This is a genomic window from Amycolatopsis sp. NPDC050768 (assembly GCF_040654155.1).
GTDB lineage: Bacteria > Actinomycetota > Actinomycetes > Mycobacteriales > Pseudonocardiaceae > Amycolatopsis.
The window spans coordinates 252,774-277,460 of sequence record NZ_JBFAHL010000005.1 but is presented as its reverse complement, the minus strand read 5'-3'; the positions used below and the strand labels follow the sequence as shown (position 1 = coordinate 277,460).

The 24,687-nt window shown below is 69.5% G+C and carries 22 protein-coding genes; 10 read left to right on the top strand and 12 right to left on the bottom strand.

Translation table 11 applies throughout. From position 1 onward, the window contains the following. The first annotated feature begins 14 nt into the window (after positions 1–14). The 6 genes from AB0H62_RS17370 to AB0H62_RS17345 all read left to right on the top strand — a co-directional run bounded on the left by AB0H62_RS17370 (position 15) and on the right by AB0H62_RS17345 (position 6,233). Positions 15–1,430 (top strand): PLP-dependent aminotransferase family protein, encoded by a 1,416-nt coding sequence (locus AB0H62_RS17370; protein ID WP_360586845.1) that lies wholly within the window; start codon positions 15–17, stop codon positions 1,428–1,430. A 149-nt stretch (positions 1,431–1,579) separates the two neighbouring features. Beyond that, a complete protein-coding gene (locus tag AB0H62_RS17365; protein ID WP_360586843.1) occupies positions 1,580–3,388 on the top strand; it encodes an APC family permease in 1,809 nt (602 codons plus the stop codon). Positions 3,389–3,454: 66 nt separating this feature from the next. After that, positions 3,455–3,814: a metalloregulator ArsR/SmtB family transcription factor gene (locus tag AB0H62_RS17360; RefSeq protein ID WP_360586840.1), complete on the top strand. Its 360-nt coding sequence runs from the start codon at positions 3,455–3,457 to the stop codon at positions 3,812–3,814. Then, on the top strand, positions 3,811–4,512 hold the full coding sequence (locus AB0H62_RS17355) for a cation transporter (RefSeq protein WP_360586838.1): 702 nt from the start codon (positions 3,811–3,813) through the stop codon (positions 4,510–4,512). The genes AB0H62_RS17360 and AB0H62_RS17355 overlap by 4 nt, the downstream gene beginning before the upstream one ends. 147 nt (positions 4,513–4,659) lie before the next feature. Continuing rightward, a complete protein-coding gene (locus AB0H62_RS17350) occupies positions 4,660–5,475 on the top strand; it encodes an ATP-binding cassette domain-containing protein (RefSeq protein ID WP_360586837.1) in 816 nt (271 codons plus the stop codon). After that, positions 5,472–6,233 carry an ABC transporter permease gene (locus AB0H62_RS17345; protein ID WP_360586835.1) on the top strand — a complete coding sequence of 254 codons (762 nt, stop codon included), beginning with the start codon at positions 5,472–5,474 and terminating at the stop codon, positions 6,231–6,233. Before AB0H62_RS17350 ends, AB0H62_RS17345 begins: the two co-directional genes overlap by 4 nt. 41 nt (positions 6,234–6,274) lie before the next feature. Here AB0H62_RS17345 and AB0H62_RS17340 read toward each other — a convergent pair whose 3' ends face one another. The 5 genes from AB0H62_RS17340 to AB0H62_RS17320 all read right to left on the bottom strand — a co-directional run bounded on the left by AB0H62_RS17340 (position 6,275) and on the right by AB0H62_RS17320 (position 11,087). Continuing rightward, entirely contained in the window at positions 6,275–6,649 is a 375-nt protein-coding gene (locus AB0H62_RS17340; RefSeq protein WP_354868271.1) for a DUF190 domain-containing protein, read from the bottom strand. Then, positions 6,646–7,008, bottom strand: coding sequence for a DUF190 domain-containing protein (locus AB0H62_RS17335; RefSeq protein WP_220247825.1), 363 nt, complete (start codon positions 7,006–7,008; stop codon positions 6,646–6,648). The genes AB0H62_RS17340 and AB0H62_RS17335 overlap by 4 nt, the downstream gene beginning before the upstream one ends. Before the next feature lie 163 nt (positions 7,009–7,171). Further along, positions 7,172–8,536 carry an FAD-dependent oxidoreductase gene (locus tag AB0H62_RS17330; RefSeq protein ID WP_220241701.1) on the bottom strand — a complete coding sequence of 455 codons (1,365 nt, stop codon included), beginning with the start codon at positions 8,534–8,536 and terminating at the stop codon, positions 7,172–7,174. Positions 8,537–8,711: 175 nt separating this feature from the next. Continuing rightward, positions 8,712–10,115 (bottom strand): FAD-binding oxidoreductase, encoded by a 1,404-nt coding sequence (locus tag AB0H62_RS17325; RefSeq protein WP_360586833.1) that lies wholly within the window; start codon positions 10,113–10,115, stop codon positions 8,712–8,714. 75 nt (positions 10,116–10,190) lie between these two features. Further along, positions 10,191–11,087 (bottom strand): M24 family metallopeptidase, encoded by an 897-nt coding sequence (locus AB0H62_RS17320; RefSeq protein WP_360586831.1) that lies wholly within the window; start codon positions 11,085–11,087, stop codon positions 10,191–10,193. Between the two features lie 295 nt (positions 11,088–11,382). Here AB0H62_RS17320 and AB0H62_RS17315 point away from each other — a divergent pair, with 295 nt between their 5' ends. After that, on the top strand, positions 11,383–12,117 hold the full coding sequence (locus AB0H62_RS17315) for a hypothetical protein (protein WP_220241698.1): 735 nt from the start codon (positions 11,383–11,385) through the stop codon (positions 12,115–12,117). A 12-nt stretch (positions 12,118–12,129) separates the two neighbouring features. Here AB0H62_RS17315 and AB0H62_RS17310 read toward each other — a convergent pair whose 3' ends face one another. After that, positions 12,130–13,071: a GlxA family transcriptional regulator gene (locus AB0H62_RS17310; RefSeq protein ID WP_360586829.1), complete on the bottom strand. Its 942-nt coding sequence runs from the start codon at positions 13,069–13,071 to the stop codon at positions 12,130–12,132. Positions 13,072–13,493: 422 nt separating this feature from the next. Between AB0H62_RS17310 and AB0H62_RS17305 the strand changes: the two genes are divergently transcribed. Then, on the top strand, positions 13,494–14,687 hold the full coding sequence (locus tag AB0H62_RS17305) for a hypothetical protein (RefSeq protein WP_360586827.1): 1,194 nt from the start codon (positions 13,494–13,496) through the stop codon (positions 14,685–14,687). A 283-nt stretch (positions 14,688–14,970) separates the two neighbouring features. Here AB0H62_RS17305 and AB0H62_RS17300 read toward each other — a convergent pair whose 3' ends face one another. The 4 genes from AB0H62_RS17300 to AB0H62_RS17285 are packed head-to-tail and all read right to left on the bottom strand — an operon-like array spanning position 14,971 to position 21,504. Continuing rightward, positions 14,971–17,178, bottom strand: a complete 2,208-nt coding sequence (locus AB0H62_RS17300; protein ID WP_360586825.1) for a xanthine dehydrogenase family protein molybdopterin-binding subunit — start codon at positions 17,176–17,178, stop codon at positions 14,971–14,973. Then, positions 17,175–18,161, bottom strand: a complete 987-nt coding sequence (locus AB0H62_RS17295; protein ID WP_220241694.1) for a xanthine dehydrogenase family protein subunit M — start codon at positions 18,159–18,161, stop codon at positions 17,175–17,177. Before AB0H62_RS17295 ends, AB0H62_RS17300 begins: the two co-directional genes overlap by 4 nt. Continuing rightward, positions 18,148–18,684: a (2Fe-2S)-binding protein gene (locus AB0H62_RS17290; RefSeq protein WP_220241693.1), complete on the bottom strand. Its 537-nt coding sequence runs from the start codon at positions 18,682–18,684 to the stop codon at positions 18,148–18,150. The genes AB0H62_RS17295 and AB0H62_RS17290 overlap by 14 nt, the downstream gene beginning before the upstream one ends. A 42-nt stretch (positions 18,685–18,726) precedes the next feature. Then, positions 18,727–21,504, bottom strand: a complete 2,778-nt coding sequence (locus AB0H62_RS17285; protein ID WP_360586822.1) for an AAA family ATPase — start codon at positions 21,502–21,504, stop codon at positions 18,727–18,729. Between the two features lie 335 nt (positions 21,505–21,839). Between AB0H62_RS17285 and AB0H62_RS17280 the strand changes: the two genes are divergently transcribed. Further along, positions 21,840–22,262: a PPOX class F420-dependent oxidoreductase gene (locus AB0H62_RS17280; protein WP_220241691.1), complete on the top strand. Its 423-nt coding sequence runs from the start codon at positions 21,840–21,842 to the stop codon at positions 22,260–22,262. A 60-nt stretch (positions 22,263–22,322) separates the two neighbouring features. Here the strand turns inward: AB0H62_RS17280 and AB0H62_RS17275 are convergent, their stop codons facing one another. After that, positions 22,323–22,715 (bottom strand): MerR family transcriptional regulator, encoded by a 393-nt coding sequence (locus AB0H62_RS17275; protein ID WP_220241690.1) that lies wholly within the window; start codon positions 22,713–22,715, stop codon positions 22,323–22,325. A gap of 148 nt (positions 22,716–22,863) precedes the next feature. Between AB0H62_RS17275 and AB0H62_RS17270 the strand changes: the two genes are divergently transcribed. After that, positions 22,864–23,763, top strand: a complete 900-nt coding sequence (locus AB0H62_RS17270; RefSeq protein ID WP_220241689.1) for a TIGR03619 family F420-dependent LLM class oxidoreductase — start codon at positions 22,864–22,866, stop codon at positions 23,761–23,763. A 17-nt stretch (positions 23,764–23,780) separates the two neighbouring features. Here AB0H62_RS17270 and AB0H62_RS17265 read toward each other — a convergent pair whose 3' ends face one another. Continuing rightward, positions 23,781–24,683, bottom strand: coding sequence for a LysR family transcriptional regulator (locus AB0H62_RS17265; protein ID WP_360586819.1), 903 nt, complete (start codon positions 24,681–24,683; stop codon positions 23,781–23,783). Positions 24,684–24,687: the final 4 nt, after the last annotated feature.

Sequence of the window (24,687 nt, the reverse complement as noted above, 5' to 3'; positions counted from 1 at the left end):
GGGAGGAGGACCGGATGCCACCGTCGGAAGGGCGGGTCGAGCCCGCGCGGCTCGCGCGGATGCTCGGCGACTGGCCGAGCAACGACCGTGGTTTGGCGCGCGCGCTCGCCCTGGGGATCAGCCAGCTGATCACCGACAGCCACCTGGCCGACGGGGCGCTGCTGCCCTCGCAGCGCAAGCTGGCCGAGGCGCTCGGCGTCTCCCGCAGCACGGTCACCGAGGCCTATGAAGCACTGGTGGCCGCCGATGTCGTCGAGTCTTTCCAGCGCTCCGGGTGCCGGGTGCGCCGGAAGGGCTTCGGCGCGATCGGTGCCGACCAGGGCGCCGCGCCGGTCCTCGGCCCGGACGCACTGGCGTCCTACGACATCGCCCGCGGAGCGCTGCCGGGGCTGCCGACCGTGGCCGACGCGATCGCGGGCATCGACCGGCGCCGGCTCATGGGCCACGTCGCGGCCGGCGGGTTCTTCCCGGCCGGTCTTCCGGAGCTGCGCGACGCGGTCGCCGCGTACTACGCGAACCTCGGCACACCGACGACGCGGGAGAACATCCTCATCACCGGCGGCGCCCAGCAGGCCACCTGGCTCGTGGCGCAGCTGCTGATCGGGCCCGTCGACGAGGTCGTGGTCGAGGACCCCACGAGCCGCCGGACGCTCGACGTGCTGCGGCGGGCGGGGACCCGGCTGCTGCCGGTCCCGTTCGCCGGCTCGGCGCTGCGGCTCGACCTGCTCGAACAGCTCGTCACGCGCCGGCGACCACGGCTCGTCTACTGCCAGCCGGTCGTGCACGACCCCACGGGGCTCACGATGGACGCGCGGTCGCTGCGCACGTTCGCCCGGATCCTGGACGTCCACCACACCTTCTGCGTCGAGGACGCCTCTTCGGCCGAGCTGCTGTTCGCCGACGAACGCCGACCCGGGCTCGCCGCCCTGCTGCCGCCGGACCAGCACCTCACCGTCAGCACGCTGTCGAAGCTGACGTGGGGTGGTCTGCGAGTCGGCTGGATCCGGGGGAGTGTCCCCGTCATCGAGCGGCTGACGGAGCTGAAACGGTCGATCGACCTCACGTCGTCGGTGCTCGACCAGCTCGTCGCCGTCGATCTGCTGCAGCGGCTCCCCGACCTGCGGGCCTTGCGGACCGCCGACCTGCGCGGCGGCTACGAGATCGCGCGGCGCGTCCTGACGCGCGTCCGGCCGGACTGGCGGTGGACGGAGCCCTCGGGCGGAACCGGCCTGTGGGTGGACACCGGCGCGGACGCGGGGGCGATCGGGAGCGCACTCAGATCCGGCGGTGTCCGCGCGCTGACCGGGTTCGAGCACTTCTCGCCGTTCGGTGGTCTGGGCACCTACCTGAGCCTGCCGCTCTGGTACTCCGAGGAGCACCTCGAGCCGGCGCTGCGGGCACTTGACCGGATCCTCCCGGCGCAGCGCTGAACCGTTGTGCCCCAACGGGTCCGACGGCGTTCTTGGTGTCCGGTCCGGAGCGGCTCCTCCTCACCGTGCAGGGGCGGATTTTCCCGGCCGTCATCAAGAAATCGTCAACGCCGGGAAATCCCGATGGTCTGAACCTCATCCTGTGCCTCGTGACCACTACTGTTGCGCGCCGCGAGGCCGGCGCGTCCACCGGCCGCGGTGATCGGCACCGGCTTTCCGTGGTCGGGGGGCTGGCCGCGTTGTCGCTGGACGCGATGGCGTCGGTGGCGTACGGGCCGGAAGCCATCGTGATCGTGCTCGCCGTGGCGGGTGGGAGCGGGCTGGGGTTCACCTTGCCGGTCACGTTCGCGATCGCTGGGTTGCTGGGCGTGCTGACGCTGTCGTATCGGCAGGTGATCGCCGCGTTCCCGGACGGCGGCGGGGCCTACGGGGTCAGCCGCGCTCACCTCGGCCGGCGGGCGTCGCTGGTGGCCGCGGCGTCGCTGATCGTGGACTACGTGCTGAACGTCGCGGTGTCGGTCGCGGCGGGGGTCGCGGCCTTGACGTCGGCGTTTCCCGTGCTGCTGCCTTACACGTTGTGGCTGTGCCTCGCGGCGCTGGCCGTGGTGACGGTGGTGAACCTGCGCGGCATCGCCGAGAGCGCGCGGGTGTTCATCGCGCCGACGGCCGTCTTCGTCGGGGCGATCCTGACGGTCGTGGTGGTCGGGCTGATCCGCACGGAGCCGGCGGCGGCCATCGTGGCTCCCGGGCACGCCGCGAGTCTGCAGACGGTGGGAATCCTCCTGCTGCTCAAGGCTTTCGCCAACGGCTGTGCCGCACTGACCGGTGTCGAGGCGATCGCGAACGCGGTCCCGTCGTTCCGGAAACCGCGCGTGCGCCGGGCGCAGCGGGCCGAGGTCGCGCTGGGCGGGCTGCTCGGGGTGATGCTGATCGGCATCGCCGTGTTGATCGGGAAGTTCTCGATCCGCCCGGTCGACGGCGTCACCGTGCTTTCGCAGGTGACCACCGCTTCCCTCGGCGACGGGTTCGGCTACTACGTGGTGCAGTTCTCCACGGTGGTGCTGCTCGCGCTCGCGGCCAACACGTCGTTCGGCGGCCTGCCGGTGCTGGCCCAGCTGCTGGCGAAACACAACAACCTGCCCCACGTGTTCGCGCTGCGCGCCGAACGGCGGGTGTACCGCTACGGCGTCGGTTTCCTGGCGATCACCTCGGCGCTCCTGCTGATCGTCGCGGACGGCGACATGAACACGCTGGTGCCGCTCTTCGCGATCGGGGTGTTCGTCGGCTTCACCCTGTCGCAGACCGGCATGGTGCGGCACTGGCTGGGCGAGCGTCCGCGGGGGTGGCGCGGAAAAGCCGCGCTCAACGGGTTCGGGGCACTGCTCACCGGCGTCGCCGCGATCGTGGTGGCCGCGACGAAGTTCGGGGAAGGCGGCTGGCTGATCGTCGTCGCGCTGCCGTTGCTGGTGGCCGCGATGGAATGGGTCAACCGCAGCTACCGCCGGATCGGCGAGCGCCTCGAACTGGGCCGGACCCCGGCGCCGCCCCGGCCCGACCGGTCGCTCGTCGTCGTTCCGGTACACACGGTGTCGCGGCTGACCCGTGACGCGCTCGCCGCGGCCCTGTCCCTGGGTGAGCGCGTCGAAGCCGTGCACGTCGTCCATCCGGAAGACGAGGGCGCGGCGAGCGCGTTCGTCGAGGAGTGGGAGCGCTGGCATCCGGGGGTGGCGCTCGTCCAGGTCCACGACGAGCGCCGCCGCCTGGGTGCGCCGCTTGTCGAGCACCTGCGTTCGCACGGCGGCGGCCACGTGTTCGTCCTGATCGCCGAGGTCGAGCCCGCGCGCCCGTGGCAGCGGATCCTGCAGAACCGGCGCGGGGCCGTGCTCGCGCGGGCACTCCGGCGGCACACCGACGTGGTGGTCTGCCGGATGCGGTTCCGCCTCGGCGCCGAGCACTGAGCGCCGGCATCCACGGAACTGTTCAGCCCTTGCTGTTATATCAGTGATCGCTGTACTGTTCGGCGCATGCTGACGTGCGAAACGCGGGGTGCGGCGCTGGCCCGGTTGGGCAAGGCGCTGGCCGACCCGACGCGGTGCCGGATCCTGGTGACGCTGCTGGACGGGGTTCGGTATCCCGGGCAGCTGGCCGAGCAGCTGGGCCTGAGCCGTTCGAACGTGTCGAACCATCTCGCGTGCCTGCGCGGCTGTGGCCTCGTGATCGCGACCTACGAGGGGCGCCAGGTGCGGTACGAGCTGGCGGACGCGCACCTGGCGAAAGCGTTGAGCGAGCTGGTGCACTTGGTGCTGGCGGTGGACACCGACGAGGCGTGCCTGAACGAGGTCGCGCCCACGGCGTCGTCCGCGAGCGTGAAGGCGGCCCGATGAGCGAAGCCCACGAGCGCCTGAACCTGCCACTGGCCACGCCCGAAACGGACGGCTGCACGGACGGCTGCTGCGCGCCGGCACCCCAGCCGACGACCGCGGTTCCCACCGAGCGCCGCGCTGTGCTGTCCCGCCGGGTGCGGCTGCTGGTCGGTGCCACGATCTCCTACAACGTCGTCGAGGCCGTGGTGGCGATCTCCGCGGGGTCGCTCGCTTCCTCGACGGCCCTGATCGGGTTCGGACTGGACTCGGTCATCGAGGTCGCCTCTGCCGCGGCGGTGGCGTGGCAGTTCTCCGGCCGCGATCCGGAAGCCCGCGAGCGCACCGCCTTGAAGGTGATCGCGGTGTCGTTCTTCGCGCTGGCCGCCTACGTGAGCGTCGAGTCGATCCGCGGCCTGTTCGGCGCGGAGCCGGCGGAGCACTCGACGGTGGGCATCGTGCTGGCGGCGGTGTCGCTGCTGGTGATGCCGTTCCTGTCCTACGCCCAGCGCCGCGCCGGCCGCGAACTCGGTTCCGCCAGCGCCGTGGCCGACTCCAAACAGACCCTGCTGTGCACCTACCTGTCCGGCGTCCTGCTGGTCGGGCTGCTGCTCAACTCGTTGTTCGGCTGGTCCTGGGCCGACCCCGTCGTCGCCCTCGTCATCGCCGCGGTCGCGGTCAAGGAAGGCCGCGAAGCCTGGCGCGGCGAACACTGCTGCTGAACCCGGACACCGGCCCGCCGGCCGGTGAGCGCTGGGCTTCATCAGTGTCAGAGTCGTGTCAGCCGGATGTCAGTCCCGTGGGGGATCGTGGCCGCTACCGCCACGAAATCCTTATCCCACCGTGGATCTGACAGAACGGACACCGCGATGACAGTCGATCAGGTGCACAGGCCCGCGATTCGCGTGCAGGGCCTGAAGAAGTCCTACAAGAGCCTGGAGGTGCTGCGCGGAGTCGACTTCGACGTGACGCGCGGCAGCATCTTCGCCCTGCTCGGCTCCAACGGGGCGGGCAAGACCACGATCGTGAAGATCCTCTCCACGTTGCTCAAGGCCGACGCGGGGACCGCCGGCGTCAACGGCTTCGACGTCGCCACGCAGGCGGCGAACGTGCGGGACTCCATCAGCCTCACCGGGCAGTTCGCGGCTGTCGACGAGATCCTCAGCGGGCGCGAGAACCTCGTTCTGGTCGCCCGGTTGCGGCACCTCAAGAACCCGGGTGGGATCGCCGACGACCTGCTCCGGCGGTTCTCGCTGACCGACGCGGCACCGCGGAAGGTGTCGACGTATTCGGGTGGCATGCGCCGCCGTCTCGACATCGCGATGAGCCTCATCGGGAATCCGGAGGTCATCTTCCTCGACGAGCCGACGACCGGGCTCGACCCGCAGGCCCGCATCGAGGTGTGGCAGGCCATCAAGACTCTCGCCGAGCACGGGACGACCGTGCTGCTCACCACGCAGTACCTGGACGAAGCCGAACAACTCGCCGACCGGATCGCGATCCTGCACGAGGGCCGGATCATCGTGAACGGCACGCTCACCGAGCTGAAGCAGCTGCTCCCGCCCGCCAAGGTCGAATACGTCGAAAAGCAGCCGACCCTCGAGGACGTCTTCTTCGCGATCGTCGGTCACAACGGCACCGCGGACGTCGCGGCGTCGGCCCGGATCAGTGAGGAACGACGGTGACCAAACACTTCCTAGGCGACACCACTGTCCTGCTGGGACGGTCGCTGCACCACATCACGCGCAGCGTGGACACCATCATCACGACCACGATCATGCCGATCGCCTTCCTGCTGCTGTTCGTCTACGTGTTCGGCGGCGCGATCAAGGCCGGGTCGGGTTCGTACGTGAACTACCTGCTGCCCGGCATTCTGCTCATCACGATCGCGTCGGGCATCTCCTACACCGCGTTCCGGCTCTTCCTGGACATGAAGAGCGGCATCTTCGAACGCTTCCAGTCCATGCCGATCGCCCGCTCGTCCGTGTTGTGGGCGCACGTGCTGACCTCGCTGGTCGCCAACCTGATCTCGGTCGTGGTCGTTGTGCTCGTCGCCCTCGTCATGGGCTTCCGTTCGGGAGCGGGCGTGCTGTCGTGGCTCGCGATCGCCGGCATGCTGATCCTGTTCACCTTGGCGTTGACCTGGATCGCCGTGATCCCCGGCCTCTCCGCGAAATCCGCGGACGGCGCGAGCGCGTTCGCCTACCCGCTCATCTTCCTGCCGTTCATCAGCTCGGCCTTCGTGCCCACCGACACCATGCCCGGCCCGGTGCGGGCCTTCGCCGAGCACCAGCCGGTCACGTCGATCGTCAACGCCATCCGCGACCTGTTCACCGGGCAACCGGTCGGCAGCGGCATCTGGATCGCGCTGGCCTGGTGCGTCGGCATCCTTGTCGTGGCTTACTTCTTCGCTGTCTTGACCTACCGCCGCAAGATCTCCTAGCCGACGAGGGCACGCTTTCCGGAGTGGGACGGGCGCGGTCGTCAGTGTTCGGTGAGCGATCCGGTCGCCGGGCCCAGCGTGGACCACCCCATCGTCATGACGTCGACCTCGTCGAGGAGGACGGTGCCGTTGCTGATCACCTCCCGCAGTTGGGGCAGGAACGCCCGGATCTTGTCTGGCCGGTCGATGAGCAGGACGAGGATGGGCATGTGATCGGCCATGCTCAGTAGCCGTGTCGTGTGGATCATGCGGTGCAGGCCGTACCCTTCGCAGCCGCGCAGCACCGTGGCCCCGGCGAGGCCGGCCTTGCGTGCGCGGTCGAGGATCTCGCGGTGCAGCGGTGTGTGCTGCCAGAGGTCGTCTTCGCCGATGAGGATCGTCATGCGCAACGCGGTTCCCGTGAGCTGCATCGTCATCGCACTCCCTCTCGAGTGGGTGGCCACCGCTGGACCGTGAAGGGATGGGACTCGAGCTCGTCGATCACCACCGGCGCGGTGAGCTCGAGGTCATCCAGCTGTGGCAGGAACTCCCGGATCTTCTCGGGCGAGTCGACGATGACGATCAGCAACGGCAGGTCTGCGCCGAGCGGCAGCCGACGTTGCGTGTGGATGCGCAAGTTCGCGCCGTAACCGGCGATCCCGCGAAACACGCTCGCCCCGGCCAAGCCCGCCCGGCGCGCGCGGAACACGATCTCGACGTCCAGTGGCCGGTGGTGCCAGGTGTCCCCATCGCCAAGGAAGATCGACAATCGCAGAAAGTGATTGGTTGTCGTCATGACGTCCTCCCGGTCCGCTGCAGCACGCATCGTCCAGGAAGCCATCAGCCGTCGCATCCGGCGGTTCGGGCCGTGTGGCCCCGGCGGGATCCATCGCCGCTACCAGTACATCCCCGCTGGTCCGATGGGTCAAGTACCGAGGCAGAAGATGAAGGGGCCCGCGTCAGCTCCGCGTAGCGGCCAGCACTTCGTTGAAGGCTTCAGTCGACGACGGGTGTGTGTAGATCCCGTCGCGCAGATCCGCGGCGGTCACCCCGTGCCGCATGGCCAGCGTGACCAGGTTGATCAGCTCCTGCGCGTCGACGCTCAGCAAGGCGGCGCCGAGGATCTGGTCCGTCTTCGCGTCGATCACGAATTTCATCAGCCCCCGGGTTTCTCCGAGGATCTTCGCTTTGGGCATCGCCACGATGTCCGCGACCGCTTTTTCCGCCACCTTCACCGCGTACCCCTGCTCGCGCGCCTCCCGTTCGGTGAGTCCCACTCGTGCCAAGGGGGGCGTCAGGAAGAGCGTGTAGGGGATGTGCACGCGGTCGGCAGTGGATCGGGTGCCGAGGCCGGCGAGCTGGTCGGCGACGATCCTGCTGTCGTCGAGGGAGACGTAGGTGAACTGCGGTCCGCCCTTGACGTCGCCGACCGCGAAGATGTGGGGCTGGCTGGTGCGCAGCCGATCGTCCACTTCGACCGCACCGCCGGCCGTGGTCGCCACACCCGCGAGGTCCAAGCGCAGGCCTTCCGTGGCGGGCTTGCGGCCGGCCGCGACCAGCACGGCGTCGACGACGATTGTGCTGCCGTCTTCACCCTGGCGATAGTCGAGTCGGGCGCCCTCGGCCGTCTCGGACAACCGGGTGACCTGAGCGCCGAGAACGAACCGGACTCGGGTGTCGGCCAGCACCTGTTCCGCGGCCGCGGCGACGGCGTCGTCCTCGCGGCCCAGGATGCGCGGCGCCTGGTCGAGCACCGTCACCTCGCTGCCGAACTGCGCGAACATCGACGCGAACTCGATGCCCACGTGCCCACCGCCGAGCACGGCCAACCTGCGCGGGAGGTTGTCTCGCCCGATGAGGTCGGTGCTCGTGTGAACGCGGTTGCTGTCGGCGAACCCGGGGATGGCGGGCAGGACGGGCTCGGCCCCGGTGTTGATGATGATGGTGTCGCCGGTCACGGTCAGGCGTTCGTCGCCGGCGCTGACCTCCACCGTTTTGGGGTCGACGAACGCGGCCCGTCCGGTGAGGACCGTGACGGAGTCGATCGAGTCGAGGGTGGAGAAGTTGATGCCGCGCAGCCTCGTGGTCAGGTTCCGCGTCTTTCCGACGGCTTCGCCGTGGCCGGTACCGGTTTCGGCGTGGTGGATCAGCGACTTGGTGGGCACGCACCCGACGTTGGGGCAGGTACCGCCGTACATCTGCGCCGACCGCTCGATCACGGCGACACGCTTGCCGCGCCGCCCCATCGCGGCGGCCAGTGTTTTGCCCCCTCTGCCGAATCCGATCACGACGAGATCGAAGTGCGTGGAGTCCACGGTGGACATTGCTCTCCTCCTGGCTGCGCTGTGCGTCGGGGTTCCCCTCGGGGACCCACTCAAATGTACGTACATTTGAATATAGGACGACATCCGCAGAGTGGGCCCGAGTGTGTCGGGCGCGACAGCCCGGACGAAGTGACCGTCACCTCAAGGGGCACAGGTGCTCACGCAGCACGCCTGTTCAGTCCGCCGGCACCACGTTGTGGTTTGCCCGGAACATGTTGCCCGGGTCATACGTCGACTTGACGGCCGCGAGGCGTTCGTAGCGCTCCGGTCCGTAGATCGCGGCAGCGTCGAAAGCCTCTTCGGGGGCGAGGTTGTTGACCAGCCGCCGGTCGCTTTGCCAGGGCCGCATGCCCTCGAGCAGTGCGGCGACCGACTTCTTGAGCTGGTTTTCCTGCGACAGCGGACCGACCTCGACGCCCAGCAGGCTGTATGGCAGGCCCCTGGTTGCCACGGCGTTGGGCACTGCCGGCTCGCGGTCCCACGCCCCGCCCAGCGCACGCAGTTCGGCGATCCACATGGTGGTGTCGGATTCCGGGCCGACGAGTTCGATGAGCTTTTCCTGTGCCTCCGCGGGGAACTCTCGCAGCATGATGCCCCTCTCGTAGTAGGGCAACGGCTCGGTCGGCTCGTTGTGGATCGACGCGACCTCGCTGTACGGCATGTCCCGCACGGTGTCGAGGATCGCCGGAGCCACTGTCCGCAATGGAGCCACCATGCGCTCGCCGTCCTCGGCCGTGCCGTTGTACGCGAACCGCAGAGACACCGAGAACGCCCCGCGCAGCGGCTCGGGCAGTTCGGGCAGCGGTGGCAGCCGCAGCACGGCGAACGACGAGACCATGGTCTCCGGTGTGCCCGGGTGCCAGTCGGCCCAGGCCTGCAGCACGTCGGCCATCCGCTCACCGGGGAAGTAGAGGGCGCCGCCGTAGAGGCGGGGCACCGGGAACAAGTCGAACTCCAACGCGGTCACCACGGCGAAGTTGCCCTTTCCGCCGCGCAGCGCCCAGAACAGTTCGGGTTCGGACTCGGGGTCGACGTGGCGCAGTTCGCCGTCCGCGGTCACCACCTCGAGCGAGCGCACGTGGTCGGCAGCGTAGCCGTGGGAGCGGCCCAGCGTCGGGCTGAGGCCGCCGCCGAGGGTGTAACCGGAGACTCCCACCGTGGGATTCGACCCGTTGAGCGGGGCCAGTCCGACCTTCGCCGCTTCCGCGACGACCTCGGCCCACAACGCCCCGGCGCCGACCCGGGCCGTGTGGCTGACGGCGTCGATCACCACGTCGTTCATCCCATGCGTCGCGATCACGACGGCGCCGTGTGCCGGGCCGACCATCTGGTGGCCGGTGGTCTTCACCAGAACCGGCCGGTTCCCGCCCGCCGCGAACGCGATCGCGGCCTGCACATCGGCCGCGCTCTCGGCCACCACGATCACCGCGGGCGCCAGCTCGTGGTTCAGGTTGAAGACGGCACGTTCGTCGTCGTATCCCGCGTCGCCCGGCAGCAGAACCGAACCCGCCACCACGGCAGCCAGGGACGCGGCGTCATCAGGCAGCACCGGCGGCAAAGAAGAATCGTCGAAGGTCATGGTATTTCTCCTGGTGAACTGTGAATATCGGGAAACCGGGCCGGTCGGACAAGGCCGGCGCGGCGCTGTCACCACTCAGGAAGCGTCCTGGACAACATCGTGATCAGCCCAATAGCGAACGTGCGGCAGGTCGTCGTCGAGCCAGTACGCGGTGTCCTCGGTCACCACGAGAACCTCGCCCCATTTCGCGCCGACGTCGCCGCGGCCGATGTGCGGCTCGAACGCCCACAAACCCGGCTCGCACGGCCGGTCGGACCTCGGCTTCCAGAAGGGCGCGGAGCGAACGTCCAGGCGCAGGGCCGATCCAACGACGTCGCCCGCCAGATAGCTGACCGTCTGCGGGCTGAAACCCTTCACGTTGAACGTCGGCAACCGCAGACCGGGCACTCGGCCGACGCGGTGCGCGATCGCGGACCCGGGGTACATCGAGTGGATGTTCACATAACCGTGATCTTGGGTGTAGTCGTCCACCGCTTTGTCGATCCTGGCCTGGGCATCGCCATTGCGCACCATCTCCAGAATCATCGGACGAAAGGCGGCGAGTGCCATTCGGGTTTCGTGGAATTCTTCCGTCGGCTCGCCGAGTGTGCAAGAGTACCCGATATCGGCGGCTCCACGCCGATAGATGGGGCCGATATCGAGAATGACCGCATCACCCTGAGTCAACCGGCGACCGCTCGGCCGATAATGTCCACTGCCACGAACGGTTTTGGCCTCGAAGAGGTCTCGCACCCGACGGGGAAGCGGCGGAAAGTCCAGGAACCGAGTACGGTCGCCGAACCAGACGAAGCCGTAGTGGAAGAAGTGGGAAACGCCACGCGCACGAAGCCAGCGCTCGAGCTTCCCGGCCGCCTGCTGCTCGGTGATCCCTTCGTGCAATTCGGCTTCGATCGCGACAGTCGCGTCGAAGGCGAGACGTTGAGCCGCCTTGAACGCTACGAGTTCTTCTTCGGTAAACAGTTCGCGGGTCAAGGTCCGGTGCCTCCGGTGGTGGCGTCGATGTTGATCAGCACCAGCGTCTGCGAGCCAGGTACGGCACTGAAGAGCAGAACCTGACGAAAATCCCACAGATCCGGACAGAATCGGACCACCTTGCCGACTCGGCGCAGTCGCGTCCGAATTTGTGGGATGCCGGTCACCCACCGCCTGGCCGGGACTTTGCCGATCACCAAAACTGGAAGCAGGAATCCCCCGTCTCACTGGAGCCCTCGTGTGCGCAAGCGGCGACGCAGCAAGTGGATCGACCTCGGTTACTTCGTCGTCAGCGATGGCCAGTTACGACTGGGTCTGCGAAACGAACGGCGTACTGACTCGCGCCGAGCGTTCGTCCGTCCGCGCCGGCATGCGAAAATTCCTCCTGGAGACGATCGGTGGTTTCATCACGTGGCCGATGAACCGGCCACACTCGACGGAAAGCCTCTTTCCGGACGTTCCCGACACCGAAGTCGCGAGCACCGCTGTCGAGATGGCCAAGAAGCAAGGCACCACGCTTCTCTTCCACGGCTACCGAACCTGGCTGCTCGGCACAGCGTTGGCCCAGGCGGACCAGACCGAGGTCGATGCGGAACTTCTCTTCGTGACGGCACTGCTGCACGACTCGGGAATGCTCGTCAGCGTGCCCGGGGAGGATTTCACGCGGCGATCTGCGGACACCGTTCTCGAGGTTTTCGACCGCGCCGGCGCGCCGCGCCGCAGAGCCCTCGAAGCCGCCGATGCCGTGGTCGCGCACGCGACACCCGGCCTCGACAGGTCCACGGACCCGATCGGCTACTACGTCCAAGCCGGTGCCATGGCCGATCTTGCCGGTATCCGCAGGTGGCAGCTGCCGCCCGGGGCCATAGGTCAAGCCTATGTCCTGTACCCGTCCCACGACATCCACCGCACTCTTTCGGCACTGGCTCGCCGAAACGCCGAAGAACTACCCGGCGGTCGAATGTCGCTGCTCGTTCCGAAACCACTGGGCAAGGCACTTCGCTTGGCACTGAATTTCTCGACCGGATGACCGGCACGAATTCTATGGCCTGCCCGTGCTCTTGAACCGGTCGCGATACTGACTCGGCGAGAGCCCTAATCGAGCCACAAAGGTGCGGCGCATCGTCTCCGGGCTCCCGAATCCCGCGCCCGCCGCCGCCTCTTCGACGTTGTGTCCTGAATCCAGCAGCGACTTCGCGTGATCAAGCCTGACTTTCTCGACATATCTCGCGGGCGTCATGTCGAACTCCGCCTGGAAGAGCCGGATGAGGTGCCGAGCGCTCACCCCGACCCGGTCGGCGAGCCGGCCGGCGCTGTGATCCAGGCCGGGGTCCGCGGAAATGAGATCGACGACGTCTCGCAGCGTCGGCGTCCGCGCGGGCTTGATCTCCAGAGGGGCAGAGAACTGCGACTGGCCACCGGGGCGTTGCATGAAAACGACAAGGTTTCGAGCAACGGCACGCGCGAGGTCAGGGCCGTTGTCGGCCTCGACCAAGGCCAGGGCGAGGTCGATCCCGGCGGACACCCCCGCCGACGTGAACACACCTCGGTCCTCGACGAAGAGAGCATCCGGGAGGACGTCGACGTCCGGGAACGCACGAGCGAAAAGCTGCGCGTGGCGCCAATGTGTGGTTGCCCGACGCCCGGACAACGCGCCCGCGGTGGCCAGGGCGAAGGATCCCGTGCAAATGGAGACGAGCCGGCGGGTCCGCTCGCGAAGCACCCGGATGGCAGCCACGAGCTCGGGATCGATGGGGGCGCCGACAAGGACATCGCCGCCGCAGACCACGACGGTGTCCGCGCGCGCCACGCTGGCGGCGGGACCGTCGACGGGCATGGTCGACCCGGTCGAGGTGGCCACGGCCTCACCCGAAGGTGACACATAGGACAGCGAGTAGTCCGCCCCGAAGAGGTTCGCTTCGGCGAAGACCTCTGCCGGCCCGGCCACGTCCAGGCTTTTCACCCCGTCGAAGATGACGAACACCACGTTCCTCGAGCTGGGCACTGACCTGACCTCGCAATCGTCGAACCCGGCGCGCGGTTGCCGAAGCGCCGGGTTGTCCGAAGCGTTGCATCCCTGGCTCCCCATGCCGAACCGATGTCCGGATCTGTGGGAACCCGGTCGGTTTTCGCTCTGCAGCACAGCTCACCACTCCCGGCAGACTGACAGAGTCCGCCCGGAAGTCGTGGTAGGACAACGCTTCCTGCTCGGTCGGCCGACCCCCTCGTCGAACCAGCAGGAAACTCGTCGACGACAACGCGAAGGACAGACACCGGAATCACGCGAAACCAGGTTGATCCGGTTTCACGCCGACTTCGGGTCGGGCAGATCAGCGCGGGGGAACGAACCGGGTCGGTAAGGAAAGCGGTGCCACGTTTCTCGGCCGTTCGCCGATCACCTGCGACATGACCACGCTCCCCGCACCGCCCGTCGGGCGCGCTCCCGGAGCTCTGGGCCGCTGGCTCGCCGGCGGTGCGCTCGTGGCCGTGACCGCCGGCCTCGCTCACCTGCTCTCGGCGGCCGGTAGCTCGCTGCCGCACGTGCTTCCCGGCTACGACGTGTGGCAGGAGCAGGCGTACGCCCGGATTCCCCCGTTCCTGCGCTGGTGCCTCGGCGACACGACCGAGGCGCAGTCGTTCAAAACCGATCTCGGCGGGCTCGGCCTGCTCGCCGGCGGCTGGATCGCCCACGTCGCGGCGACCCGGCGGCGCCGCTGGGCCGGGTTCCCGATCGCTGCCGGCACCGGGTTGTGGCCGTGGCTCACCGGATCGGCGCTGCTCGGGCTGCTGCTGTCGAACCTCGCGTGGGGCTGGACGATCCCCGCCACGGGCGCGTGGCAGCCGACGTTCGTCGCGTTCGTGTCGATCCCGCCCGCGGTCGTGCTGATCTACGGGCCGGGCTGGCGGGTGGCCCTCACCGGCGCGGTCCTCGGTGTCATGCTGACAACGCCGATCGCGATCGGACTGGTCCGGTTCGTGTGCTACCCACTGGGGCTGCCCACCTCGATCGGCACCGCCAGTGGGATGTGGCTCAGTGCGCTGCTCGCGTTCCCGCTGTGCCGGATACTGCCGTGGTTCCCACAGCTGCCGACACCGGCACCCGATCCGGTCGATCCGTCACGCCAAGGACCTGCGTGGGTCGTCCGCCGCGTACTTGCCGACTTCACCGAAGCACCGTTCCACGGCAACGAAATCAGCTCGGCCGGCCTGCTCGTCGGCACGCTGCTCACATACCTGCTCAACCCGCTGACCCCGGCGCACGGCACCGCGCTGCTCCCGGCACTGCTCACCACCCAGGTGCTGACCTCGACGCTCGGCGTCCTGCTCTACCGCCGCCAGTGGGCCCGACACGGCTGGTACCCGACTTTTGTCCCCCTGGTCTCCGTCGCACCCGCCGTAGTGCTCACCTACGGCCCCACCGTCCCGGCCATCGTGGGTGGCGCCGTCCTGGGCGCGATCCTCGCCCCGCCCCTCGCCGCGTACACCTCACGAAGGCTCCCGGACGCGTTCCACCCCTTCGTGGGCAACGTCGTGTCCATGACGGTGTGCACGGCAGCGGTGGTCCCTGCGCTCGGGTTGCTTCCCGGATTCGTCCGCTGAGGGGAACCAACGCGGGCTCCGTCGGGCCGAGGACTACACGCGCGAGCGTCGTCTGCGCCTCGATCGGTGCGTTCGAGGCGCAGACCGAGCCGAGTCGGTGGCATCGCTCGGTCGGGACTTCAATCAGGGTGACGGTGCACCGCTGTACGCCGGCCGCTGAGCAGCCGGTCGAGCAGGACAGTGAAGCTGGTCGCCGATGCCCACCACGGCCGGCCGGTTCCACGATCCACCCAGCCTGAGCCGAGGGTGAGCATCCCGATAGGGGAGGCCCACCCCCGGTGTGTCACAGCAATGCGTCCAGGGTGATCGGCAGGGACCGCACTCGTACCCCGGTTGCGTGGTGCACCGCGTTGGCGACCGCGGCAGCCACGCCCACCAAGCCGACCTCGCCGACCCCTTTGGTCCCGATCGGGTTCATGCGGTCTGGCTCGCCGACGAAGGTGACGTCGATGTCGGGGATGTCCGCGTGCACGGGGACGAGGTAGTCGCCGAAGGTCGCGTTCGTGATGCGGCCGGTGGTCGGGTCGGTGACCGTGTCCTCGAACAGCGCCATGCCGATGCCGCCGATCACGCCGCCGATGATCTGGCTGGTGGACGTCTTCTCGTTGAGAATGCGGCCACCGTCGATCACCGACACCACGCGCGTCACGCGGACCAGGCCGAGGTCCTCGTCGACCCGGACCTCGGCGAAGTGCGCTCCGAACGCGCCCGCGGGTGCCATGCCGAGGTCACGGGGATCGGCCGGGGTGCTGCTCCCTTCGGCGGAGAGGTCCGGCAGTCTGTGGCGGGCCAGGATGGCGGTGTAGGTTTCGGCGCGCTCCGGCTCGTCGCGCCGCCGGAGCCGTCCGCCGGCGGCGACCACGTCCGCGGGGTCACTGCCGCGCAATGGCGATCGGGCGTCGTCGCGCACGAGGTCGAGCAGCGCGCCGAGCAGCCGCGCACATGCGTCGTGGACGGCCGAGCCGAGCGCGCCGGTGAGGCCGGACCCGCCCGCCTGGGGTGCCTTCGGCAGGTCCGAGTCGCCAAGCTCGAAACGCACTCGCTCCGGTGGTAAGCCGAGCAGCTCCGCCGAGAGCTGGGTCATCACCGTGTAGGTACCTGTGCCGATGTCGATGGCCGCGCTGCTGACGGTGGCCTGCCCGTCGGCCGCCACCGTCGCTCGTGCCGAGCACGGCGCTTGGTACCACGGGTAGCTCACGCCCGCCATGCCCTGGCCGACCAGCCAGTGCCCGTCGCGCAGGGTGCGCGGCTCGGCCGGGCGCCGGGACCATCCGAACCGCTCGGCGCCCACGGTGCAGCACTCCCGCAATGCCTTGCCCGACCACGGCAGGCCCAGCGCGGGATGCGTGTCGGCGTAGTTGCGCAGCCGCAGGTCCACCGGGTCCATGCGGAGTGCCAGCGCCAGTTCGTCCATCGCGGATTCGAGCGCGAAGTTCCCCTGTGCCTCGGCCGGCGCCCGCATCGACACCGGCGCCGGGATGTTCACCCGCACCTGCTGGTCCCACGTGCGGACGTTCGGGCAGGCGTAGGCCACGGCCGAGCCCGCTGCGAAGGGTTCGTAGTCGTCGTCCTCGACGGCCAGCAGCGAGCGGCTGCGGTGCTCCAGCGCCAGCAGACGGCCGTCGGCGCTCGCGCCGAGCCGCACCCGCTGGACGCCTTTGGGCCGGTGGCCGACCGAAGTGAACATCTGCGGCCGGGTCAGTACGAGCTTCACCGGCCGGCCCAGTTCACGTGCCGCCATCGCGGCGAGGATCACGTGCGGCCACGCCCGCAGACCGGCACCGAATCCGCCGCCGACAAACGGGCTGAGCACCCGCACCGACTCCTCGGGCAGGCCGAAGACCACCGCGAGCGTCTCCTGCACCATCGACGGCCACTGCGTCGAGTCGTGCACCGTGAGCCGATCGCCTTCCCACTCGGCGAGCGTGGCGAACAGGCCCAGCGGGTTGTTGGTGTTGTCCGACGTGGCGTATTCGGCCTCGACCGTCACGTGCGCCGCGGCCAGACCCGCCGCGAGGTCACCTCGCTCGCGGTCCAGGCCCCACGGGTTGTCGACGATGACCGCACGAGGATCTTCCGGGTCGAGGACCGGTTCGGCGGCCGCGTACTCGACGCGCACCAGGGCCGCGGCCGCATCGGCCTGTTCGCGGGTCTCCGCGACGACCAGCGCGACGTGCTGCCCGTGGTGCAGCACGCGGTCGTCCTGCAGCGGAGCCGGCGGCGACGAGCCCAGTGGGGTCATCGGCCCCCGCGCCAGCGAGGGTGCGTTCAGATGGCTGAACACCTTCACCGCTCCGGGTGCCGCTTCGGCGGTGGCCGCGTCGATCGCGGTGATCCGTCCCGCCGCGATGGTGCTCCGTACGAGGACGGCGTGCACTTGTCCGGGCGCGCTGAAGTCCGACGAGTAGGGCGCCTGACCGCTGACTTTGCGGGGTCCGTCGACCCGGTTGAGCCCGGCGCCGATGAACGGCAGCGCCTGGAAGGTGGTCATCGGGACATCTCCGATACCGTCTGGAGCTGCCGGACCAGAGCCCGCTCGGCCAGCTCGACCTTGAACGCGGTGCCCGGCACGGTCCACGCCCCGGTGACCGCGGCGTCCGCGGCCTCGCGGTAGCTCGCCTCGGTCGCCGGCGCGCCTCGCAGCACCTCCTCGGCCGCCAGGGCCCGCCAGGGCTTCGAACCGACGCCGCCGAGGCCGATCCTCGCCTTGCTCACGACTCCGTCCTCGATCTCGAGAGCTGCCGCCACCGAGACCAGGGCGAACTCGTACGACACCCGGTCCCGGACCTTCAGGTAGCCCGAGCGCATGGTCTCCGGCAACAGCGGGATCTCGACCTCCGTGATCAGCTCACCGTGTGCCAGCACGGTTTCGGAGCTCGGCGTCGTGCCCGCCTCCAGGTAGAACTCCGTAAGCGGCACGGTCCGCGTTCCCCGGGCGCTCTCAAGGTGCACCACGGCGTCCAGCGCCACCAGGGCCACGGCGAGGTCGGACGCGTGCAGGGCGATGCACCGCTCGCTGACGCCGAGGATGGCGTGCATCCGGGCGGGTCCGGCGACGGCGGCGCAGCCGGAGCCCGGCGCACGCTTGTTGCAGGCGGCGACCGCCGGGTCGCGGAAGTAGCGGCAGCGCGTGCGCTGCAGGAGGTTGCCGCCGATCGTGGCCATGTTCCGCAGCTGCACGGAGGCTCCGAGCAGGAGCGCCTCGCGCACCACGGGCAGCCGGTGCGTGACGAGCGGATCCGCGGCCAGCTCCTCCATTGTGGTCAGTGCGCCGACGTGCAGCGAGTGCCCGGTGCCGAGGACCCCGCGCAGCGGCAGCCGGGTGATGTCGACCAGTCGATCGGGTGCGAGGACTCCGTCTTTCATCAGGTCGACCTGGGTGGTGCCTCCGGCGAGGTAGGCGGCGCCGGCGCGCTCCGATGCCGCCAGCGCGTCGCCTACCTCGGACGTCCGGACGTACTCAAACGCGCGCATCGGTACCTCCGATGTCCGCCACTTCCCGGATCGCGGCCACGATGTTGGGGTATGCGGCGCAGCGGCAGAGGTTCCCGCTCATGAACTCGCGGATGTCCTCGTCGGTCTTCGCGCGGCCTTCGGCCAGCAGTGCCACGGCCGACATGATCTGGCCGGGTGTGCAGTAGCCGCACTGGAATGCGTCGTGCCGGACGAACGCATCCTGCATCGGGTGCGCGCGCCCGTCGCGGGAGAGCCCCTCGATGGTGGTCACCTCACGGCCTTCGCATTGGGCGACGAGCGTCAGGCACGAAAGCACCCGGTGCCCGTCGGCGAGCACCGTGCACGCGCCACACGCGCCCTGGTCACAGCCCTTCTTCGTGCCCGTGAGGTCCAGCCGGTCACGCAGAGCGTCGAGCAGCGTGACGCGCGAGTCGGCGACCACCACCCTCGGTTCTCCGTTCACGACGAGTGCCGTGGTGGTCTCGGTGGCGCCTGGGGCGAGAGTCCGCGACGCCGTGCTCAGCTTGGGCGTAGAGGTCATCCGTTCAGAGTGGGCCGCGGCGGCCGTCGCCGGACCCGGGAGTCACCCCGGTCGGCCTCGGTCGGGCCCGGGGTGGGCCGGCTTCGCCCACGTGCGCAGCTGTTTGCGCGACGTGACGCCGAGCTTGCCGAAGACCTTGCCCAGGTGCCATTCCACCGTGCGCGGACTGAGGAACAGCCGTGTCCCGATCTCGGCATTCGACAGTCCTTCCCGCACCAGCCAGGCGATCTGCACTTCTTGCGCGGTGAGCTCGGAACTTCCTTCGACAGCGGGCCGGCGCGGCAGTTCCCCGCCCGGACGCAGCTCCCGCTCCGCCCGGCGCGCGAACGCGGCCATCCCCATCTCCGTGAACAGGCCGTGTGCGGTCCGCAGCTGCTCGCGCGCGGCCCGCCGCCGCCGGTTGCGGCGCAGCCACTCGCCGTACAGCAGGTGGGCTCTGGCCTGTTCGCCACGCACGCGCGTCCGGCCGAGCCGTTCGACGGACTCCACGTAGTTGTCCTCGGCGACCGAGCCTTCGGTGACCAGTGCCCGGCAGCGGGCCTCGATGCCGAGTGCCCATTCGGTGCCACTGACCCTGGTGTGCGCCGAAAGCCGTCGGAACGCCCGGGCGGCTTTATCCGGCTGCCCGTTCCGGGCCGTCGCTTCGACGCGTTCGGCCAACATCCACAGGCCCGCTCCGACCAGCAGCTGTTCCTGCCCCGCGAGGTCGGTCGCGGCCACCGCGTCGGCGTAGCGGCCCACGCTGTTGCCCAGCAGCGCCTCCGCCCACGCGTAGATCTGCGCCCCGGCGCCCTCACCGCGAGCCAGCACCTCGCCCCGGGTGGCGGCGACCATCGCCGAAGTCTCTTCCTCGCGGCCCTGCCAAGCGGCGAGCATGACCGCCCCGTAAGGCGCGAGGCCGACGCCGATCGCCTCGGCCAGCACGTCGATCTCACCGACCAGCGCGGCGGCCTCGGCCAGCTCGCCCAGGACCACGTGCACCGCCACCCGCGAGGTCACGGCCAGCGGCAACGTGGTGAGCGCCCCGGCCGCACGGGCCCGCTCAACGTGGTGCGTCGCGAGCCGCTCCCAGCTCCGGTAGTCCCACAGGTCGGGTGCGGTAGTGCCGGCCAGCCAGAGCCAGCTCAGCTCGTCCACGCCGGCGTCGGCCTCGTCGCAGAACGCCCGCAGGGCCCGTTTCAACAGTTCGCTGCCGGCCGCGAGCTCACCGGTGTCGCGAGCGGCCAGGCCGTCGAGGAGCAGGTCGGCCGGGGTGGGCGGGCCGGGCGGGGCGGGCGCGCGCCGGGCCGCTTCCGCCACCTCCACGACGTTGCCGCCGACCGCGAGGTGGAGCGCGAACCGCGCTGCCGACAGGGCCTGCAAATAGGTGTCTCTGGCCAGGCGCGTGTCGAACGACTCCAGCTGCTGAGCGGTCTTGAGCAGCAGCATGGGCGCCTCCGCACCCCGGCTGACCGCGAACGCCACCTCGGCTCTGAGCAGGTTGACCTTCGCGTGGCGCAGGTCGTCGAAGCGGCCCGCCTGTGCCACCGACAGCAGGCCGAGCGCCATCTCGGGCGCGCCCGCGTCGAACGCCGCCCGCGCGGCGGTGAGCGCCCGCTCCGCCCGGCTCACCGGGTCGCGGGTCAGCTCGACGGCACGAGCCAGGAACGCCGCCGCGGCGGGAAGGCCGCCTCGGGCCTGCGCACGGGTCGCCGACCGGGTCAGCTCGGCCGCGACCTCCTCGTCCGGCCCGGCGACGGCCCGGGCCCGGTGCCACGCCCTGCGGTCCGGATCGGACTCGGGGTTCGTGCACTCCGCGAGCGCCCGGTGGGCACGCTGCCGCTGCTGCTCCGTGGCACCGTCGTATACCGCCGAGCGCACGAGCGGGTGCCGGAACCCCACCCGCGCGCCGAATTCGACGAGGCCCGCCGACACCGCGGGGGCTGCCGCGTCGACCCCCACACCCAGCCGTTCGGCGGCACTCCACACCAGCACCGCGTCGCCGAGCGGGTCGGCCGCCGCGACCAGCAGAAGCCACCGGGACGCTTCCGGCAATCGCATGACCCGCTCCTGGAAACTCGCCTCGATCCGGCCCGGCGAATCCCGGGCGGCCGGCAGGCCGAACCCGCCGGCGAGTTCCGAGGGCGGCATGCTCCGCGGCAACTCCAGCAACGCCAGCGGATTTCCCCCGGCGTCCGCGACGATCTGTTCCACCACGCGCTCGTCGACCGGCCCCGGCAGCGCCGTCCGCAACAGGGCCCGGGCATCCCCGGCGGGCAGACCCAGGACCGGCAGCTCGGTGACGCCGATCAACACGGCAGCCGGCACCTGTTCTCGCGTCGCGAAGATCAAGCCCACGGATTCGGCGAACAGCCTGCGCGCCGCGATCGCCAACGCATGAGTTGAAGCGTGATCGAGCCACTGCAAGTCGTCGATCAGGCACACCAGCGGACGCTCGGCCCCGGCGTCGGCCAGCAGGCCCAGCACGGCCAGCCCGACGAGGAGCCGGTCCGGCGCCGAACCCGCGGTCAGGCCGAAGGCAGTGCTCAGCGCCTGACGCTGCGGTGCCGGCAGCGTGTCCAGCTTGTCCAGCAGGGGCACGCACAGCTGGTGCAGCCCGGCGAACGGCAGTTCCATCTCGGCCTCGACGCCGGCCGTGCGCAACACCCGGCACTCCGCGGCGTGAGCGGCGGCGTACCGCAGCAGCGCGGTCTTGCCCGCACCGGGTTCGCCGACCAGCAGCAGTGCACGGCCCTGCCCCGCCCGGACGGCTCCGACGAGCCTGTCGAGCGTTGCGCACTCTCGGTGCCGGCCCAGCAGCACCTGATCGCCTCCGTCCACCAGATCCGCGGCTGACCCACGTCGACGTGGCGCTGCCGCGGAGGACCAGTTTATGGCGCGATGGGTCGCGTGGGACGATCCCCGAGGTAATTGTGGTGCCCGGGCCGGCACGCTGACTGCCGGTGATGAATCAACGGCGTGGCTTGCAGGACAGGGTGTCCACTCCCGCATCCGCGTTGCCACAGTCTATTGTGGACTCCGCCGTTCCGCCCGACGTCAGCCGTGAGCGGCCCACTCGCGCCGAATGCTCCACATCACGCGTTTTCGCAGGTCAGGGCCATTGAAACGCGGTGGCAGCATTGCGTCTGCCGCAGCGCGGACGGATGCTGGCCGGCATGACCGAAATGGAAGAGAACGAGTGGAAAGCCTTCATCGCGGAAGGCACCCGCACGGGCAAGGTGGCCACCGTGCGCGCGGACGGTGCCCCGCACATCGCACCCGTGTGGTTCCTCCTTGACGGCGATGATCTCGTGTTCACCACGGAGAACGTGACGGTGAAAGCCCACGACCTCATCCGCGACGGACGGGCCGCGGTCTGCGTCGACGACGAGGTGGCTCCCTACTCCCACGCTGTCCTGTGGGGACACACGGACATCTCCGAGGACCCCGGAGAGTTGCGCACCTGGGCGACCAGCATCGCGGCGCGATACATGGGCGAGGACCGTGCGCGCGAGTTCGGCGAACGCAACAGTGTTCCCGGCATGCTGCTCGTGCGGATGCGCATCGAGCACGTGAGCGCCTATGCGGCCATCGCCTGACATGAGCCGTCGATCGAGCGGGAAACTTTTCAAGGTCGCGCCTTCTGTTCCCGACGCTCGTCAGTTCAGAACGTGGTCCTGTTCCCGGCGTTCGCTGACGGTGAGAACGGTGCCGAGGTAGTCGGCGATGGCGTCTCGGTTGCGGGTCAGGAATTCGATGCGTTCGGACAGCCGGGCTTGCTCGTGTTGAAGTGTGACGATCATCTCGGGCGTCACGAACGGCGCGTAGATGGTGCGCGGCTTGTCCAGGCACGGCAGGAGCTGCTGGATGATGCGGGTCGGGAGGCCGGCGTCGAGCAGTCCCTTGATCTGCTGCACGACGTCCACGTGCGGCTCGCCGTACTCACGGTAACCGTTGAGGGAGCGGTTGGGCGCGAGCAGTCCCTGCTCCTCGTAGTAGCGCAGTAGCCGACGGGATACGCCGGTGCGCTCCGCTAGTTCTCCGATTCTCATGTGCTCCAGACTACCTTGACCTTCACATTGATGTGAGTGTTGAGACTTGCGGTAGGGATCGCCACAACAACCACCGCTACCTTGGAGGTTTCGAATGAAACTCGGACTTCGCCTGCCCCAGCGACTGGGAGTGGATCTGCAACACGACGTGGTCGAAGCGGCCAGAACGGCGGAAGCGGCCGGATACGCGAGCTTGTGGACCTATGAACAGTTGCTGTTCCCGGAGACGCCCATCGAACCGTATGCGCCGCCGAACGTGCCGTGGCCGGAAAGCGGGCGGCAGACCGCCGACCCCCTGGCGGTTCTCACGGCCGCGGCGGTGGTGACCGAGCGGGTGCGCCTCGGTACGGCCGTTCTGATCGCGGCCCTCCACACCCCCGTCCCGCTGGCGAAGGCGTTGGCCACGGTCGACCAGATCAGCGGCGGCCGCGTCATCGCGGGCATGGGCGCCGGCTGGTCCAGCGACGTGCTCCGGGCCACGGGCGCCACCCGAGCGGATCGCGGCCGGTTCCTCGACGAGACGCTGGACGTCTTCGATGCCGTGTGGGGCCCGGACCCGGTGACCATCCGGAGTCCGCGCGTCGTCATCGACAAGGCCTCGGTCCTGCCCAAGCCTGCTTCGAAAATCCCCGTTATGCTCGCCGGCGGTGCCAGCAATCTGGGTCGCAGCTCCAGTTCCACGGCCCTGGAGCGCATCGCGAAACGTGCGGACGGCTGGCTGCCGCTGCTCACCACACCCGGGCCGGCCGGAGCCGCGGCATTGCGCGAGAACTGGGACCGCATCCGGGAAATGGCTGCCGGGTACGGCCGGGACACGAGCCGGATGGAGCTGGTCGTGGTGGGGAACGTCACCTTCACCGACCGTCCGGCCGGATCCGACCGATCGGCGTTCGTCGGCACGCTCGATCAGATCCTGGAAGACATCCACACGGCCGAAGAGGCCGGCGCGGACGAGCTCATCGTGGACCTGAACCTGCAGGACTGGTTCACCAGCACAGGGCAGATGCTCGAGAAGGCGGTGGAGATCCGAGAACGGGCCGCCGCCTGACCGATGGTGCCCGCGGGTCAGCCGGCCTCGGCGAAGTCGGTCGAGGCGGCGACGTCGGTGACGACGTCGAGCAGTGCGTGCAGTGCGGCGGAGTCGTTGCCCGCCAGCCAGACCATCTCGGTGGAGACGAACTCTCCGGCGATCGGCACGAACACCACACCGGAGCGACGCAGGCTGCTGGCCGACTGGGCGAGCCGCGTGATCCCGGTTCCGGCCGCGACGAACCCGAGCAGCGCCTGCACGCTGGCGTCCCGGTGGACCACGTCAGGGGTGAATCCGGCGGCCTGGAAGGAGCTGTCGAACGCCTGGTGCCACGGCTCCCACGAGCTGCGCGGGGTCAGGACCCAGCGCTCGCCGGCCAGCTCGGAGAGCGTCAGTTCGGGGCGGTCGGCGAGCGGGTGATCTTCGGGCAGGACGGCGCACACCGGTTCGACCACGAGTGTCCGGGATTCCAGACCGACCACGAGCGGTGGTCGCGTGAACGCGACGTCGTAGCGTCCTTTTTGCAACCCGTCGACCAGCGGGGCGATCGTCGTCTCCTCTGTCGTCAGCCGGAGCCCGGGCAGCCGTTGCCGGACCGCGCGCACCACCGGCGGCAGCAGGTAGTTCGTCGTGGTCGCGAGGAACGCGAGGCGCAGACTGCCGACTTCGCCGCGCGTGGCCCGGGCCACCAGATCGAACGCTTCGTCCGCCCGGGCGAGCACCGCACGGGCCTCGGGGAGGAACAGCGCGCCGATCGCGGTCAGACTGGTGCCACGGGTGTCGCGGTCGAAGAGCTTGGCGCCCAGCATGCGCTCCAGCAAGGTGATCTGCTGCGACAACGACTGCTGACTGATCAGGAGCTGCTCGGCCGCCCGCGTGTAGCTGGACTCCTCGGCGACGGCGACGAAGTACCTCAGCTGCCGTAGATCAGGGCTCACAGGA